Consider the following 16085-nt stretch of genomic DNA (forward strand, 5'->3'; position numbering starts at 1 on the left):
GGCATTCACGTCGGCCTCTTTTTTATACCTTACAGGGAAAAGGGCATGACATTCGAAACAATTGGTATTGTGGGGGCTGGGCAAATGGGGGCAGGAATTGCACAGGTTGCTGCATGCTCAGGGTTCACCGTGACGCTCTGCGATCTTGAACAGAGCGCGGTTAACCGAGGGCTTTCGTCAATTGGGAGCAGCCTCAGACGCCTGGTGGAAGAGAACAAACTAACCGCTGCTGAGGCTGAGAGCGCTCTTTCCCGAATCGAGACGGGTACCGGGACCGAACTGCTGAGCCACTGTGATATTGTCATCGAAGCTGCCAGTGAAAATGAGGAGGTAAAAAAGCAGATATTTCAGGTACTGGACAGGCAATGCAGCCCGGAAACCATATTGGCAACCAACACCTCATCAATCTCAGTAACCCGTCTGGCCTCAGCGACATCACGCCCTGAGAGGGTTATCGGGATGCATTTTATGAACCCGGTTCCTGTTATGGCATTGGTGGAAGTTATAAGGGCGATGCAGACATCTGACCCTGTGTTTGACCGCGTAACAGCACTCGCTGAAGATCTCGGGAAAGTACCGGTAGACGTGACAGATGCACCGGGGTTTGTGGCGAACCGGATTCTGCTTCCGATGATCAATGAAGCCGTGTTTTGCCTGCATGAAGGACTGGCTTCTGCAGAAGAGATAGATACGGTTATGAAACTGGGTATGAGTCACCCTATGGGACCGCTGGCGCTGGCTGATCTTATCGGGCTGGATACCTGCCTGAGTATCATGAATGTGCTCTATGAGGGATTCAAAGATCCGAAATACCGGCCATGTGTGCTTTTGCAACAGAAGGTGGATGCCGGTTACCTAGGGCGAAAATCCGGCAGGGGATTCCATAGTTATTCCTGGCGTATTTATCCGACCCCAAAGTAACAGGGGTGAACTTTTATGGCTGAGTATCCAGAGCTGGCTACGCATCTGATCTGGATTCATGCCAGCTTTATCTGTTGGAAAATGATGGCCTCCCTCTTGGGGAAAGTAACAAGACCAAGGGAATTTCAGAAACCGGACCAGCACAAGCAGTTTGCGATTTGTAAGGTCAGGGCAGGACATACTCCAGCCTCAGGGCAAGGACTGTTCTGGGCTGGAGTGTGATTGTTTTTAACCTTCGTAGTTGCTCTGGGCGGCTTTGACGTACCATTCCGTTACAGTTTCAGTGCGGGTAATGGCGGTGCCGACGGTACAGCACCAGGCTCCGAGTTTCAGTGCCTGCCCGACTGATTCCGTAGAGTTGTAGCGCCCCTCCGCCATGACCCGCAGGCCAATGTAAGTCCAGTTACTGACGAGCTGGAAATCAGGTTCATCCGGTATTTCCCCTCCGGTATACCCTGACAGGGTGGAACCGATGAGCTCGCACCCCAGCGCGGCGGCATAGATGCCTTCGTCATAATTGGAACAATCCGCCATTACCATGACACCCCGGGATTTAGCCAGTTTTACCAAGGTATCAAATGCGACAGGGCGTGGGCGGTCGGTAGCGTCAATGGCGATGATATCAACACCGGCATCGGCCAAGGCGATTACATCTTTCTCCAACACAGTGATGCGTACATCTGAGTCCGGTAGGTCGCGTTTTACAATGCCGATGATCGGCAATGACACTGCGCTTTTAACCTTGGCTGCCCGCTGTGCACCTTCAATACGCAGTCCGGCTGCACCGCCAATTTCTGCTGCCTTTGCCATTGCAACGACGATATCGTCCTTGTCCATTGGGCCATTTTCAATGGGCTGGCACGATACTACCAGCCCGCCTTCCAAAGAATCGAGGATAGACTCTGTTGTCATAATTTATCCTTTTACTGCACCGGACATTATTGAGCTGCCAATCTGCCGGTAAATCACAAGCCCAAGGAGCGTAGGTGGGATAGTGCCAATAATCATTACTGCTGCAGCAACCCCCCATTGCACACCGCCGCCGCCAGCTGCAAAGAAGAAAGAAGCCCCGACGGTCATGGGGATGGCATCCCGGGTGGTCAGCATCAAGCCGAACAGGAATTCGTTCCATGCCGTGATAAAACCAAACACCAGAGTGGTCGCGAGGATGGAGCGGGAAAGCGGAATAGCAACGCGCAGCATTGTCTGAAGCGTTGATGCACCGTCAATTTTTGCCGCTTCCTCTATTTCCCTGGGAATGTCATTAATTGCGTTCAAGGACATCATCAGTGCCAGCGGCAGGTTGACTACTGCCAGAATCAGGCCCAGTCCAAGCTTGCTGTCCAGCAGGTGCAGAGGCTGGTACATCATGTAGATGGGGATTGCGAAGATAATCAGGGGGACTGCGCGCAGGTTGACAACTGCTGGCATCAGGTACCGGGTACCGTAGCCTGTCCGCGCCATTGCAAATGCGGCAGGAAAACAGATAACCAATGGCAAAATGGCCCCGATTGACGCAGCAATTGCGCTGTTTGTCAGGTACGCAGTAACGTCGAAGCGATCAGACATCGCAAAGACATTGCGGTAGTTATCCAGCGTCAACTCGTTAATCCACAATCCGGGGTTTGATGCAATTTCCGATTCTGTTTTCAGTGAGGTAATCAGCGTCACCAACACCGGGAAGTTCATTGCCAATGCCGCAACAATAAATACTGCCCATCTAATCGTATTCATGCTGCCTCCTTATTTCTGCTGGATAGCCAGTTGAGCAGAAATAGAACCAGGAATGATGCCAACAGCAACAGCATTGAAGCGGCTATTGCCTTGCCGATATTGCCCTGCTTGAAAAAGGCAAGATAAACATAAATGGAGAGGCTGGTGGTGGAACCTCCGGCCCCGCTTCCTGTAAGGACATAGACATTGTCAAAGACCCTGAACCCGTCGATAAAACGGACAAACAAGGCTGTAAACAACGCTATTTTCATAAACGGAAGTTCCACCCTGAAAAACAGCCGAAACCCTTTGGCGCCATCCAGCCGCGCAGCTTCCCGCACATCCTCCGGTATCGCTTGATAGGCAACATGGAAAAGCAGCAGGGCAAACGGTGTCCACTGCAGAATTTCGATCACCATCAGGGTGTAAATGGCGTTATTGGCATCAAGAAAAGCCGGGCTGTCACCAAACCATTCCCATAAATAGAACGGGACGGGGCCGACGAACTCATGCAAAACCAGACGATACATGAGGCCAACGAGGGCAGGTGCTGCCATCATTGGCATCATCAGTATTGCCATCAGCCAGGGGCGTCGTTTCAGGAGCGGTGAAAGAAATACCGCCAAAAACAGGCCTAACCCACACTCAACCAGTGCTGTCACTGATCCAAATTGAAATGAGAAGCTGGTTGCTTTCCAGAAGTCTTTGTCTGCAAGTACGTCTGAAAAATTGCCCAGCCCTTTAAGTTCCGGGCTGCGCAAATTTTCAAAGGTGACATGAGACAGGCTGTAGACCACATCAGCCAGCAACGGGAATCCCAAAAAGGCGAGGAGGAACAGGACCATTGGCATAACCAACAGCCTGTTTTCCCGCAATGTCATTGCTTTATTGTTCATTGATGAGTCCGATTACTTCAGCAGCTCTGCCATGCCTTTTTCAGTGTTCTGCAAGGCTTCGTCCAGAGTTTGCTGGCCTGCCCAGTAACCGGTGAACTCTTTGGCCTGGAGCTCATAGATGCTGAGGGCTTTTGCCGCCGTTCCACCGTTCATCACAAATCCGAATGCACCGGCATAGTCACCGAGCGTTACCAGATCCGGGCGATCATCGGCGATCTGTGTTGAGATAGACTTCTTGAGTGCCGGGTTACCGCCAGCCAGGGCATAGCCTTTCGCCGCGTCTGCGGTAGAAAGCCAGTTCAGGAACTTCGCTGCCCCTTCCTTGTTTTTCGCTGAAGCATTGATACCAAAGCCCAGGCCGTGGATATGGGTAAAGCGGCCAGCCGGGCCTTTAGGTGGCGCGGTGATGCCCACTTTACCGGCGATGTTCGGGTTCTTCTCCGGATCCGTCAGGTCACCTGCTGCCGCATTCCATTGCATCATGGTAGCGACCTGGCCGGAGCCGAATGCCGCATTGGCTTCCGCATACTCATAAGAAAGGGAGTCTTTCGGAGATGCGCCCGCGTCGTAGAGGGTTTTGTATCGCTTGAGGGCAGTACGGAACCCATCGCTGTTCACGGTGATATTGCCGCTCGTGTCACGCCAGTCACCGCCGAACGCTTTTGCCCCGGAATGCCAGACCATCATGTTGAACAACAGGTTTTTCATTTGAAGTGCGGTTCCGTAGCGCACAGGGCTCTTTTTGTTGACTGATTTGGCGAAGAACAGCGATGTTGCCGTGTAATCTTCCCAGGTCCATTCGTCCGGGTGTACCGGCGTCATTGCTTTACCAAGGTGCTTTTCGCTGATTTCAGCGTAGAGTTTTTTCCAGCCCTCATCGTTCAGGAGCTTGTCGATAAGGTCAGAACGGTAATACATGAAGTGCAGGGAAAGGTCGGTAGGTACACCGTATTGCTTGCCTTCAAACTGCATGGTTGCCAGGACAGAATCATCAAAAGCTTCATTGCTGTCGAGCTTTACTGTATCCATATACGGCGCGTATCGGCCAATCGCGTAGGTTGCGGTCAGGTTAACGTCGAATTCTGTTGTCCCGGCTGCAAGGTCAGATTGCAACTTGTCCCAGAAACCTTCACGGTTGAAGAACAGTGCTTCGACCTTGTCATTTTCAGACACATCTGACTGGGCGTTGTATTGCTTGATGACTTCCCGAAGCGCAGCTTCCTCAGGGCCACCCGGCCAGCCAAGCACTGTAACTGCTGCTGATGCTGTGGTGACTGCAGAGCTCAGCAAGAGCGCGCATGTTGATGCCAAAGTGGCACAAACTGCCTTTTTAACTGCCATGTTATCTACTCCTGGTTTGGTTCAGGACACAACTATGCCCTTCACATATTTGCATCCGGTCTCTCTCACAGAGAGGTTGGGTTGTACTACAATCGAGTTATTAACTAACCTGTCATTAACAAATAGTTCATTTGGTCTGCTTCTTCAATTGATGAATTGAGCAAAATGTGACTGTTTAGTGATAAATTTGTTAGTTTATCCATGTTTTTAACCTTAAATGTCAGCATTATTGGTATGTAATGGTCTATTTGTCAGATGAATTAAAAATTTCGGTCTAGACCAATTTGCAGCCAAAAGGAGTCATGATGGCAAAGCGCGAAAAAGTCACGTTGATGTTGAAACAGATAGTTGCCGACAGCTCTCCCGGTATGCGTTTGCCGCCGGAGCGGGAGTTGAGCGAGCGCTTTGGTGTTGCCAGGGAAACCTTGAGGCGCTGTCTGATTGAGCTCGATGAGGAAGGCGTCATTGAGCGCCGTCCGGGAGCCGGGAATTTTGTGGCGATGAGACGGGAGAAGAAAGAAATTGCGCTTCGCTCATTTTCGGAAGAAATGCGTGCGAGAGGGTTGGAGCCTTCGAGCGCGTTACTGTCTGCCGACCGGATTGCAGCCGGGCCAAAAATTGGCCAGTATCTTCGGGTTTCCCCGGCAAGCTATGTCTACAAGATTGTACGGGTCAGGCATGCGAACCAGGTGCCCATGGCGCTGGAAACGGTGTACCTGCCGGCGGAGAGACTTCCCGGCTTTGACCCGGAAGAGCTGTCGGAAAAATCGCTCTATAACATTCTTGAAGAACGGTACCAGTTCGTACTCAGCCAGGCACAACAGCAGATAGAGGCCACGGTGCTCGAACAGGCAGAAGCTGAGTTACTTGGTGTAGCACCGTTCAGTGCGGCATTGCTGGTAGAGCGCCGGATGTCTACAGCTCAGGAATTACCGATTGAGTTTTGCAAGACCCTGTACCGGGCCGACCGATACAAGTTTGAAGTGGATATTCGCCGTGCATTGATTTAAACCAGATCAGATATAAGTGTGTTCCACAACCTCGTAGTGGAAAACAAAGGGATCCGGGTCGAGTTCAAACACTTCATCTTCAGGGTAGAGACGGGCGATACTGATGTCCTCCCCGGCGAACGCTTTTATACACTCCAGGTTATCCCAGAATGTAATCAAGGTTACCTCAGAACTGTCCTGCCAGTCCCGAACCATGATTTGTGCGCCTAGAAAGCCATCGGTCATGGCGGTTTCGCGAATTCCGGTCTGGTAAAGGTAACGGATGAATCCGTCTTTTTGATGCTTTGGGCAGCGGGTTTTCCATTCCCTTGCGTACATCCTGGTTCCTTCTAATACCCGATTTGGGGCAGAACACTTTTGATCTTCATGCACAATCTATCACACGATTAACGTTGTACTTTTCGCAAATATGTGACATTTGTGCAAATAAATAGTGTCGTGTCTCGATTAGGGGTTGACGATAGAGAATGAGTGCCTTTTCGTCGGCAGTGGGACACAAAAGCCAACACAGCGTTGCGAGTGTTGCCATCCAGCCAGGTTTTCCAACATGTGGTCTAAAATTGGTCTGAAATGGCAATTGGGTGCCTTGGACAGTAAGAAGCCAGTGGCGTTAATTTTTGTCTTTGAGAGGTGAAAAGTTAACCGAATTTAAAATCTCTGTTACATATATATCCAACTGCCGGAAGAAGCTTGCAAAGACTTGGGCAAACTGAAGCGATGTGGTTGGGAGAAAGATATGGACAGGTTTGAGCTGGCTGAAAAGCTGCGTCAGATAGCGGGTACAGATAACGTCATCGCCGATACGGAAACCATGCGCCCCTATGAATGTGACGGCTTGTCGATGTACTGTGAAATGCCCATGCTCGTGGTTTTACCTTCTACTACACGTCAGGTGCAGGACATCATGCGCCTTTGTCACCAGCATGATATCCCTGTCGTGGCCCGGGGGGCAGGAACTGGGCTGTGTGCCGGGGCGATGCCCCACCCGGAAGGAGTGCTCCTCTCACTGGCCAAATTTACTCAAATCCGGGAGATTTGTGCCCATACCCGCAGCGCCAGGGTTCAACCTGGAGTGCGTAACCTTGCGATATCTGAAGCCGTGAAGCCTTATGGCTTGTATTACGGGCCGGATCCATCCTCACAAATTGCTTGTACCATTGGTGGAAATGTCGCGGAAAATTCCGGCGGCGTCCATTGCCTGAAATATGGACTGACTGTCCATAACATACTGTCTGTTGAAATGGTGATGGTGGACGGGGAGTTGGTGACCATTGGCAGTGACGGGCTGGATTGTGGCGGGATGGATCTTCTTGCCCTTATCACCGGCTCTGAAGGGCTGTTGGGGGTCGTGACGGAAGTACAAGTAAAACTCCTGCCTCTGCCAGAAGTCGCCCAGGTTGTGATGGCTGGTTTTTCAAATGTTCAGGATGCGGGAAATGCAGTGGCCGGAGTGATTTCACGAGGAATCATCCCCGCAGGGCTTGAAATGATGGATGGACATGCCATCCGGGCAGCTGAGGACTTTGCCCAGGCCGGGTACCCGAAAGATGCGGAGGCGCTGCTCCTTTGTGAGGTGGATGGTACGAGTGAGGAAGTCAGCGAGCATATTGCCCTGGTGGAACAGGTATTCCGGGAATTTAATGCCATTTCAGTCAGGACATCCGGTACAGAAGAGGAACGGGCACTGCTTTGGAAAGGGCGCAAGTCGGCCTTTCCTGCTGTCGGGCGAATCTCTCCAGACTATTACTGTATGGACGGTACGATTCCCCGGGGCCAGTTGGCGCATGTATTGACGGAGATGCAAAGGCTTTCCGAACATTACGGCCTTCGTGTTGCCAATGTGTTCCATGCCGGAGATGGAAACCTCCATCCGTTAATCCTGTTCGATGCCAATGTTGATGGCGAGTTTGAGAAAACCGAGGAGTTTGGCGGCAAGATCCTCGAACTCTGTGTGTCCGTAGGTGGCTGTATTACCGGAGAACACGGGGTGGGAGTGGAAAAAATCCGTCAAATGGAAGTCCAGTTCAGTGAGCCGGAACTCCGGCAATTTCACGCGGTTAAGGACGCATTCGATCCTGACGGTACTCTAAACCCCGGTAAAGGCATCCCGGTTCTCAAACGTTGCCAGGAGTATCGCCATGGCTGATTTGACGTCCTCCCTGATAGATCAGGTTCGCCATACTGCAGAAGAAAACCAGCCAGTGGTCATTCGAGCGGGTGGCAGTAAAGATTTTATGGGAAGAGCAACAGGTGAAGTTCTTCCCGTAATAGATATCTCCGGTCACAGCGGTATCGTCAGCTACCAGCCCGTTGAGTTGGTGATAACAGTGCGTGCGGGAACATCACTCTCTGTGCTTGAGGCTGCCCTTTCAGAACAAGGACAGGTTTTGGCATTCGAACCGCCGAGGTTCAGTGAGGCTTCTACTATCGGAGGGACGCTTGCATGCAACCAATCCGGACCGGCGAGGCCGTGGGCTGGTTCCGTTCGTGACCATGTTTTGGGTGTGTCGATGATTAACGGTAACGGAGAGCACCTTCGGTTTGGTGGACAGGTAATGAAAAATGTCGCCGGATTTGATGTGTCACGTTTGCAGGCAGGAGCCTTGGGAACACTCGGGATTATGACTGAAATCAGCCTTAAGGTCCTGCCGAAACCGGCGTGCACACTCACTGTCAGCTGGGAGCTGCCTGCTGGTGATGCGCTGACTATGATGAACAGCCTGGCTGGTCAGCCTAAGCCGGTCAGTGCTGCTTGCTGGTACCAGGGAACGTTGTATGTCCGGCTTTCCGGAGCGGGGACGGCGGTAGAGGCGACGGCTGCTCAGTGGCGAAAGCTGGGTGGAAGAATCTGTGAGGCTGAGGCATTTTGGCAAAGCCTGCGGGACTGCACCCTAAAAGAAATGACCGGCGAACCAATATGGCGACTTTCCGTTAACTCTGAAAAGCCCCTGCCAACTGACACAGAATCCATTATTGACTGGGGCGGTGCACAACGCTGGCTTTCAGGAAAATACGACGCCGAGACCCTCCAGGCGTCTGCACATACAGCTAATGGACAGGCAACAAAATTTAAAGGTGGAGGCCGGCAAGATGACGTATTCCACCCTGTCCCTTTGCCGTTGCAGCATATCCACAAAAGGATAAAAGCGGCATTTGACCCTAAGGGGATTTTTAATCCCGGCCGATCGTACAGCTGGTTATGATGAAACCTGTTCAGGAGACACATGGATGAAAACCCAGCTTGATGTTGCCCACCACACTCCGGAAGGCCGGGAGGCAGAAGCCATCCTCCGCAGTTGTGTACATTGTGGATTTTGTACGGCGACCTGTCCCACCTACCAGGAGCTTCACGATGAGCGTGATGGTCCACGGGGAAGGATTTACCTGATTAAACAGTTGCTGGAAGGTGGAGAGGTCACCGAGAACACTCGGGTCCATCTGGACCGGTGCCTGCAGTGCCGAAGCTGTGAAACAACCTGCCCATCCGGAGTGGAGTACGGCAGGCTGCTGGATTATGGACGGGCAGTGCTGGAGAAGCAGCTTCCCCGTACGCGCGAGGATCAATTTAAACGCTGGGCGATTCGGAAAATCCTGCCTTACGCCAGTCTTTTCGGTAGCTTACTCAAAGCTGGCCAGCTTTTCCGGCCGTTGCTGCCAGAAGTGATAAAGCGCAAAGTACCGGAGAAACAAAACATTTCATCGCCGTGGCCATCAAACAGCCATAGGCGAAAGATGGTTGTGCTGACTGGGTGCGCCCAACCCTCTGCGACGCCACAAACCAATCTCTCTGCTGCGCGGGTGCTGGACAAACTTGGGATTTCGCTGGTGGAGGTACCTAAAGCCGGATGTTGTGGTGCGGTAAGCTATCACCTGAGCGCCAGGGAAGAAGGCCTGGACTTTGCTCGCCGTAATATTGATGCCTGGTGGCCAGCGGTTGAAGCCGGTGCCGAGGCGATTGTCATGACGGCGTCCGGATGTGGTTCCATGGTGAAAGAGTATGGACACCTTCTAAAGCATGACAGGGATTATTCAAACAAGGCAGAAAAAATCAGCGACATAACCTGTGATCTCAGTGAAATTCTGCTGGACGAGGATTTGTCGCGACTTGCCCTTCCAGTTGCCGAGGGGCGGGTGGCAGTCCACTGTCCATGCTCACTGCAACATGGGCAAAAACTGCCTGCAAGCGTTGAAGCTGTGCTGGAAAAAGCAGGAATACCTCTCGCGAAGACGACCGATTCCCATTTTTGCTGCGGCTCGGCGGGCACTTATTCGCTGCTGCAACCGGCAATGAGTAAACAGCTTCTTTCCAACAAGATTCGAGCCCTGACCATGGAGGACCCGGACGTAATCGCTACCGCAAACATAGGTTGCCAACTCCATTTGGCCAGCGGTACTGAAACGCCAGTCAGGCACTGGATCGAACTTTTAGACAAATAAATTCCCCCAATTTGTCCGTTTTGTCATTTCCTGCACGTCTTTATGTTGAAGACGTTATTTGGGCCAATTGACCATGCTTAAGTAAATTGCACACAAGGAGATGACAATGAGTGATGCCCCAAATGCCATGCAAACCCATGGTGCTCCCAGCTGGATACAACATAACAGTGAAAATCCCGCCGAAGCACGGCGCTTTTACCAGCAAGTGCTGGGCTGGAATGTCGAAGATGTTCCAATGAAAGCCGGAGGGACTTATTCGGTGATAAAAGTGGGGGAGATGCCGGTAGGCGGTTTTAATCCGGTACCAGAATCTGAACCAAGCTGGCTGAATTACATTACGGTTGAAGATGTTGATGCCTGTGTAGATCGTGCCGAAAGTCTGGCAGCCAAAGTGCTGAAGCCTTGCGATGATTACCCGGGAGTTGGGCGTATTGCAGTCATCCAGGATCCTTTAGGCGCAGTAATTGCTCTGATCACTTACGAACAGTCTTAGTATTTTTCCTTTAATCCGCCATTTGCCCAGGCGTAAAAAGCCCGGGCTCTTTTGCGTTCTGGTTTTTCCTAGAAAACAAACTGGATAAAGAATAGGACGCTAACCGGGTGATCATCCCGCTATAGTGAAATATCAGGGAGTTATACCCAAATCACTTCAAGGTGCGTGTTTTATAGCCATTGGATCGTCAAAACAGCACCTTGACTGACAGCCAATCAACTCTCGCTGAAACCTGCACCCTAAAGTGGTTTGGGTCTATTTACCAAGGAGGACTGGATGAAATATGCATTGCTGATATACGGAAGCGAACAGTTTGTCTCTGAAATGACAGCTGAAGAAGGGGAAAAAATGCTTGAAAAGCACCTCTCCACGCGCGGGAAAATGGAAGCGTCCGGGGAGTTTGTGGGATCTGCCCGTCTGGAGCCAACGCATGATGCTGTCACAGTCAGTGCGGATGAAGACGGCTATCCGCTGGTAACCGATGGCCCGTTTGCAGAAACCAAGGAACAGTTTCTTGGCTACTATGTGGTGGAATGTGAATCCATTGAAAAGGCAGCAGAATACGCAAAAGGACTGCCGTTGAAAAAACACAAGGTGGAAGTTCGTCCGATAGGATGGTGCTTATAGGATGGCAGGTCCTGAGCAAATCGAAGACATTTTAGCGCACTCAAGACCCCGCTTGATTGGTACGCTTTACCGACATCTCGGGGATTTTTCCCTTGCCGAAGATGTCTGGCAGGAAGCTGCGCTCAAGGCGTTTACCCAATGGCCGGAAGGTGGGTTGCCTGAACACCCCGAGGCTTGGTTGCTCACTGTTGCAAGGCACCGTGCCATTGATATCTTCCGGCGTGAAAAACGTATGGTGGCGTTTGAAGAAGGCGATGAGTGGAAGCTGCCAACTGATGATACCGACGATGAAGTGCTAATTTACCGGGATGATATCCTGAGACTGATGTTTATCTGCAGCCATGAGTCTCTGTCGGCAGAGCAGCAGGTATTGCTGGCACTCAATGCTATTGCGGGTTTCTCTTCACAGATATTAGCCCGCGCATTTATGACGTCACATGCCGCCATGGAGAAGCGCCTCAGCAGGTTGAAAAATACGGCGTTTCAGGCAGAGGTCCAGTGGGATGCCCCCTTTTTGGATTCCCGCAGGCAAAGTGCGGTAAAAGCGATGCTGTATTTGATGTTTAACGAGGGTTACGGCGGTGTAGAGAGTGAACCGGCGTTAAAAAACCGTATTTGTGAACAGGCCATTAACCTGATACGCCTGCTTAACACCCTTTGCCCTGACCGCCCTGAAACACAAGGTTTACTCGCCCTTTGCCTGTTCAACCACAGCCGCCGCGATGCCCGTTGGGATGGGGATGGACGGTTGGTGTCACTGGACAATCAGGAACGCAAGTTGTGGGATCAATCAATGATTGCTGAAGCTCACGCATTGGTCCAGCATGCACTTACTCGAAGCCAGCCCGGATATTATCTTCTTCAGGCATGTATATCGGGTATCCATGCAGCGGCTGTTTCCCCAGAGTTGACTGACTGGAAAGAGATTTTGCTGTTTTATGATTTGATGGAACTGCGTTATCCGTCCCCAGTGGTGTCCCTGAACAGATCGGTTGCGCTCGCCCATGTGGCTGGTGCTGAAAGGGCGCTGCCTTTAGTCACCGGTTTAGAGTCAAGGTTAAAAAATTACCCCTATTATTATTCGACGCTTGGCCATCTATATCAGATGAAAGGTGATTTAAATGGCGCTAAAAGTGCATTTTTATTAGCGAGAAAAGTTGTGTTAAATAAAAATGAAATCGAATTCCTGGATATGGAAATAGACAGAATTGAAAATGCGTCCAAACAAAAAAAGAGAAAATTGTGAATCCAAGGAAGAGTCATTACCTTAACGGAATGTTAATAATATGTGGCTAGTGTTGTCTGGGGATGGCTTGGTGTTGAAGTTAGATGTTCTAATACTGGTATCATATGATATGAGTTGAAAAATCATATCGCTAACTTACTAATATATATAAAAATGCCGGAATGATTCCGGCAAAACGGATAGGTTGAAGCACAGCTGCACTTCTGAATTAAATGTAATTAAATAAAATTACAATCGAATTATAATCACAAAACAGAACTTGACTGTTTCAAAATTAAAACAGTCAGATAAAAATAGCCATGTTGTCTTGTTTTCTCTCCTGAATATTTACGCTGTGTTTAATAACACAGATATTAATAAAAGGTTTATTTACCTGATTTGGTAATTATAAATTGTATCTATGCGCATATCTTAGTATTAAAATGAATTAATATGAGTATATGGGCCAACATAAATGATGCGCGCTAAAAGCTGGGCCAATATTCACCATCCTCAGAGTCATCAAACCTTGGTGAGATCGGCTGTTCAGTATTGACACTCTCAGCTTTTACTTTTTTATTTTTGCGCTTTTTCTTACTGTGTTTTGTATCTGGGACCAAACGGGCTTCTTTATCATCTTTGATCGTAAAGAAGCGAACTATCTCACTCATATCTTCTGACTGAGCCTGCATGGTTTCGCTCGCGGTCGTGGCCTGCTGAACCAAAGCTGCGTTTTGCTGGGTCATGGCATCCATGCGCGCAATGACTTCATTGACTTGTTCAATACCCACACTCTGTTCTTGGGCTGCGTTAGAGATTTCAGCCATCTTTCGCTGAACTTCCTCGACTGTTTTGACTATTTCAGTCAGGGTCTTTCCTGACTCATTGACCAACGATGCACCACCTTCCACCTTAAGGTTGCTGTCTTCGATCAGGTCTTTTATCTGTTTTGCGGCGGATGCTGAGCGTTGTGCAAGGTTTCGGACTTCGCCGGCAACCACGGCAAATCCTCGGCCCTGTTCTCCCGCCCTGGCAGCCTCAACAGCTGCATTTAGTGCCAGCAAGTTGGTTTGGAAAGCGATCTCGTCAATAACACTGATAATATTGGATATTTTTGCGCTGGCTGCACTGATATCTTCCATTGCAGTGATAGTGCGGGAGATGACCTCTCCTCCCTCCCTGGCTTTTATACTGGCAGCTTCGCTGAGAGAGTTGGCGGTAAGGGCATTTTCAGCACTTTGACGGACGGTGCCTGTCATCTGTTCCATGCTGGAGGCGGTTTGTTGTAACGCAGCGGATTGCGCCTCTGTACGTTCACTGAGGTCACGGTTCCCAGTGGCTATTTCATTGGAAGAATTGGTAACGGTTGAGACATTTTCACGAATGTTGGCGATGACTTCAGTTAAGCGATCACTGGTGCTGTTTGCATCGTCTTTAAGCTGGCCTAACCGGCCCTTATAGTCGCGTTTAATACGCTTGGTGAGATCACCTCTAGCCATAGCACTGAAAATGCGCTGCATATCGATCACCGCTTCTTCGATTGTGGACGAGAGGTTGTTTAACCCTGTTGTCAAAGTGAGGAAGAAACCGTCTTTGCCGTCAACAGAAACACGTTTTGAAAAGTCTCCCCGACTGGCCGATTCAATAACTTTGTCAATTTCCCTTTCTATTTCCACTTCTGCGGTACGGTCAGTCCACTCCACTACGGTGCCAAGCCGTTCACCTTTTTTGTTGAGTATAGGGTTGGCGGTCAGACCCATAATAAGGTTTCCAACGGCGAATTCGGTATAGTGTGTATCAGAGAGGTTACTGAGAATCTCCCTTTGGAGCTCTGGATGTTGGTGGAAGATATCTATAGGCTGTCCAAGGATACTTGAAGCTTCAAAATCTGGAATCAAAGCAGCGAAATCATTTGAAGCTTCTTCCAGCATGGTCAGTGAGGCTCGGTTGATATAAATAATGTTGTGGCTGGTATCGGTGATCATTGTATTGGTTGAAACATTATCCAGCGCTTGCCTTACCCGGGCGTTTTCTTCCACAATCAGCTTTGAACGTGCTTCAGTTTCTTTCTTATTGCGCTCTATTTGCTCAACATTTTCCAATGATGTATTCGTCGCATCTTTAATATGAAGCAGGTCTCCTTTCAGCTCTGCATCTATTCTTTTGCTGAAGTCGCCATTCGCCAAGCTTTCCATTACCTTTTTAATCTGGACGACAGCAGTTTGGGTTGTCTCCATTAGTGTATTTACGGCAGCGGCTGATTGGCCAATTTCGTCTGAACTGCGTACTTTCATCCTGACACTGTAGTCACCGTCCTCGGCTGCTTTTAGCAGATTGCGGGTAAGTTCAGAAATAGGGCCGGTAACCGATCGGGTGAAAAGAATGGCAATGGTAATCACCGAAATAACTGCAATGGTGATAATTAAGCCAATCTGTTCACGTAATAATGTGACAGGAGCAAAAGCTTCTGACTCGTTAACTTCGGCGATTAACGCCCAGGAATCGTCGCCAACCTTTACGGGGGTGTAGGCCGATAGCACGGTCGTATCCATGTAGTCTTTGATGATTCCATCACCTGTCTCCCCGAGAATTGCTGCGTTGGATGCGACTGTGTCAACAGAGCCGGTTGAGGGGGAAACAAATGATGCTAACACTGAGTGAGTGTCAGGAGAGAGAGAGGAATCTGAACGCATGAGCCTGTCTGGCCCGACAAGGTACGTCTCCCCCGTTTCACCCATACCGGTGCGTTCGGACATAATGCTGTTGATAGTGTTCAATGACAGTCGCAACACGACAACAGCTGTTATTTCACCACTCAGATTGGTTACCGGGGAGGCGATATAGGCCGCAGGTTCGCCATCCAACTCGATATAGCGGGAAAAGTCCTCTATGACAACCTCACGGTTTTCAAGCGTTTTTCGCCAGACTTGGGCGAGTCCGCTTTCCTCAAAATCGCCGTTCTTCAGATTGGCACCAAGATCCTCGTTACGGGTTGCACTGAATATGACGTGGCCGTTGTCGGAGGTGATTATGTAAAGGTCTTCATATCCATAAACATCCACGTAGTTAAGTAAAGTTAATCCCCCGACCCAGATTTCTTCGTATTCAAAGGAGTTAACAAAAAACGACTCGTCACTTTGGACCTCTTCGTCAATTTCATAAAACTTGAGTAATCGCCGCATTTTTTTGACATCTTCACTTCCCGCCAGGATGCGGATATCGTCAAATGCCCGTTCGAAATAGCCTTCTATCTGGCTTTTTTTAATCTCCCGCAAACTAACAAGCTGGGCGAACGCCTGGGCTTTCAGAGATGAGCTGGATTGCGACAATGAAATCTGCCCTATTACCAGAACAGGAACTAAACCAACAAGTAGAAAAATAAGCAGCAGTTTGGCGCGAATTTTCAGGGTCATAATTTCCTG

14 protein-coding genes are annotated in these 16085 nt (G+C 49.9%); 8 read left to right on the forward strand and 6 right to left on the reverse strand.

The window, feature by feature from the left end:
• Positions 1-45 precede the first annotated feature (45 nt).
• Positions 46-921: a 3-hydroxybutyryl-CoA dehydrogenase gene (locus NF212_RS20815; protein WP_434362852.1), complete on the forward strand. Its 876-nt coding sequence runs from the start codon at positions 46-48 to the stop codon at positions 919-921.
• 228 nt (positions 922-1149) lie between these two features.
• Here NF212_RS20815 and NF212_RS20820 read toward each other — a convergent pair whose 3' ends face one another.
• From NF212_RS20820 to NF212_RS20835, 4 genes are read right to left on the reverse strand one after another with little or no spacing between them, the layout of a single operon-like run.
• Positions 1150-1833 (reverse strand): N-acetylmannosamine-6-phosphate 2-epimerase, encoded by a 684-nt coding sequence (locus tag NF212_RS20820; protein WP_434362854.1) that lies wholly within the window; start codon positions 1831-1833, stop codon positions 1150-1152.
• A 3-nt stretch (positions 1834-1836) separates the two neighbouring features.
• Entirely contained in the window at positions 1837-2655 is an 819-nt protein-coding gene (locus NF212_RS20825) for a carbohydrate ABC transporter permease (RefSeq protein WP_434362855.1), read from the reverse strand.
• Positions 2652-3530, reverse strand: a complete 879-nt coding sequence (locus NF212_RS20830; protein ID WP_434362856.1) for a carbohydrate ABC transporter permease — start codon at positions 3528-3530, stop codon at positions 2652-2654. The genes NF212_RS20825 and NF212_RS20830 overlap by 4 nt, the downstream gene beginning before the upstream one ends.
• A 12-nt stretch (positions 3531-3542) precedes the next feature.
• On the reverse strand, positions 3543-4871 hold the full coding sequence (locus NF212_RS20835; RefSeq protein ID WP_434362857.1) for an ABC transporter substrate-binding protein: 1329 nt from the start codon (positions 4869-4871) through the stop codon (positions 3543-3545).
• A gap of 305 nt (positions 4872-5176) precedes the next feature.
• Here NF212_RS20835 and NF212_RS20840 point away from each other — a divergent pair, with 305 nt between their 5' ends.
• Positions 5177-5881, forward strand: coding sequence for a GntR family transcriptional regulator (locus tag NF212_RS20840; protein ID WP_434362858.1), 705 nt, complete (start codon positions 5177-5179; stop codon positions 5879-5881).
• Between the two features lie 6 nt (positions 5882-5887).
• On the opposite strand, the gene NF212_RS20845 is transcribed toward NF212_RS20840, so the two are convergent.
• A complete protein-coding gene (locus NF212_RS20845) occupies positions 5888-6199 on the reverse strand; it encodes an antibiotic biosynthesis monooxygenase (protein ID WP_434362860.1) in 312 nt (103 codons plus the stop codon).
• A 418-nt stretch (positions 6200-6617) separates the two neighbouring features.
• Between NF212_RS20845 and NF212_RS20850 the strand changes: the two genes are divergently transcribed.
• The 6 genes from NF212_RS20850 (at position 6618) to NF212_RS20875 (ending at position 12684) form a co-directional block, all read left to right on the forward strand.
• A complete protein-coding gene (locus NF212_RS20850) occupies positions 6618-8027 on the forward strand; it encodes an FAD-linked oxidase C-terminal domain-containing protein (RefSeq protein ID WP_434362861.1) in 1410 nt (469 codons plus the stop codon).
• Positions 8020-9084, forward strand: a complete 1065-nt coding sequence (gene glcE, locus NF212_RS20855) for a glycolate oxidase subunit GlcE (RefSeq protein ID WP_434362862.1) — start codon at positions 8020-8022, stop codon at positions 9082-9084. The genes NF212_RS20850 and glcE overlap by 8 nt, the downstream gene beginning before the upstream one ends.
• Positions 9085-9109: 25 nt before the next feature.
• On the forward strand, positions 9110-10318 hold the full coding sequence (glcF, locus tag NF212_RS20860) for a glycolate oxidase subunit GlcF (RefSeq protein WP_434362863.1): 1209 nt from the start codon (positions 9110-9112) through the stop codon (positions 10316-10318).
• Positions 10319-10424: 106 nt separating this feature from the next.
• Positions 10425-10811, forward strand: a complete 387-nt coding sequence (locus NF212_RS20865) for a VOC family protein (RefSeq protein WP_434362864.1) — start codon at positions 10425-10427, stop codon at positions 10809-10811.
• Between the two features lie 276 nt (positions 10812-11087).
• The gene (locus NF212_RS20870; protein ID WP_434362865.1) at positions 11088-11438 is read left to right on the forward strand and encodes a YciI family protein; all 351 of its coding nucleotides are present in this window, start codon (positions 11088-11090) and stop codon (positions 11436-11438) included.
• A gap of 1 nt (position 11439) precedes the next feature.
• The gene (locus NF212_RS20875) at positions 11440-12684 is read left to right on the forward strand and encodes an RNA polymerase sigma factor (RefSeq protein WP_434362867.1); all 1245 of its coding nucleotides are present in this window, start codon (positions 11440-11442) and stop codon (positions 12682-12684) included.
• A 464-nt stretch (positions 12685-13148) separates the two neighbouring features.
• Here the strand turns inward: NF212_RS20875 and NF212_RS20880 are convergent, their stop codons facing one another.
• Positions 13149-16076: a methyl-accepting chemotaxis protein gene (locus tag NF212_RS20880; protein ID WP_434362868.1), complete on the reverse strand. Its 2928-nt coding sequence runs from the start codon at positions 16074-16076 to the stop codon at positions 13149-13151.
• Positions 16077-16085 lie beyond the last annotated feature (9 nt).

The organism is Parasalinivibrio latis, assembly GCF_036825535.1.
Lineage (GTDB): Bacteria > Pseudomonadota > Gammaproteobacteria > Enterobacterales > Vibrionaceae > Parasalinivibrio > Parasalinivibrio latis.

Coding starts and splice junctions, on each gene's coding strand:
- NF212_RS20830 (WP_434362856.1), bottom strand. CDS start 3,530: ATGAACAATAAAGCAATGACATTGCGGGAAAACAGGCTGTTGGTTATG.
- NF212_RS20870 (WP_434362865.1), top strand. CDS start 11,088: ATGAAATATGCATTGCTGATATACGGAAGCGAACAGTTTGTCTCTGAA.
- NF212_RS20825 (WP_434362855.1), bottom strand. CDS start 2,655: ATGAATACGATTAGATGGGCAGTATTTATTGTTGCGGCATTGGCAATG.
- glcE (WP_434362862.1), top strand. CDS start 8,020: ATGGCTGATTTGACGTCCTCCCTGATAGATCAGGTTCGCCATACTGCA.
- NF212_RS20865 (WP_434362864.1), top strand. CDS start 10,425: ATGAGTGATGCCCCAAATGCCATGCAAACCCATGGTGCTCCCAGCTGG.
- NF212_RS20815 (WP_434362852.1), top strand. CDS start 46: ATGACATTCGAAACAATTGGTATTGTGGGGGCTGGGCAAATGGGGGCA.
- NF212_RS20820 (WP_434362854.1), bottom strand. CDS start 1,833: ATGACAACAGAGTCTATCCTCGATTCTTTGGAAGGCGGGCTGGTAGTA.
- NF212_RS20845 (WP_434362860.1), bottom strand. CDS start 6,199: ATGTACGCAAGGGAATGGAAAACCCGCTGCCCAAAGCATCAAAAAGAC.
- NF212_RS20840 (WP_434362858.1), top strand. CDS start 5,177: ATGGCAAAGCGCGAAAAAGTCACGTTGATGTTGAAACAGATAGTTGCC.
- NF212_RS20875 (WP_434362867.1), top strand. CDS start 11,440: ATGGCAGGTCCTGAGCAAATCGAAGACATTTTAGCGCACTCAAGACCC.
- glcF (WP_434362863.1), top strand. CDS start 9,110: ATGAAAACCCAGCTTGATGTTGCCCACCACACTCCGGAAGGCCGGGAG.
- NF212_RS20835 (WP_434362857.1), bottom strand. CDS start 4,871: ATGGCAGTTAAAAAGGCAGTTTGTGCCACTTTGGCATCAACATGCGCG.
- NF212_RS20880 (WP_434362868.1), bottom strand. CDS start 16,076: ATGACCCTGAAAATTCGCGCCAAACTGCTGCTTATTTTTCTACTTGTT.
- NF212_RS20850 (WP_434362861.1), top strand. CDS start 6,618: ATGGACAGGTTTGAGCTGGCTGAAAAGCTGCGTCAGATAGCGGGTACA.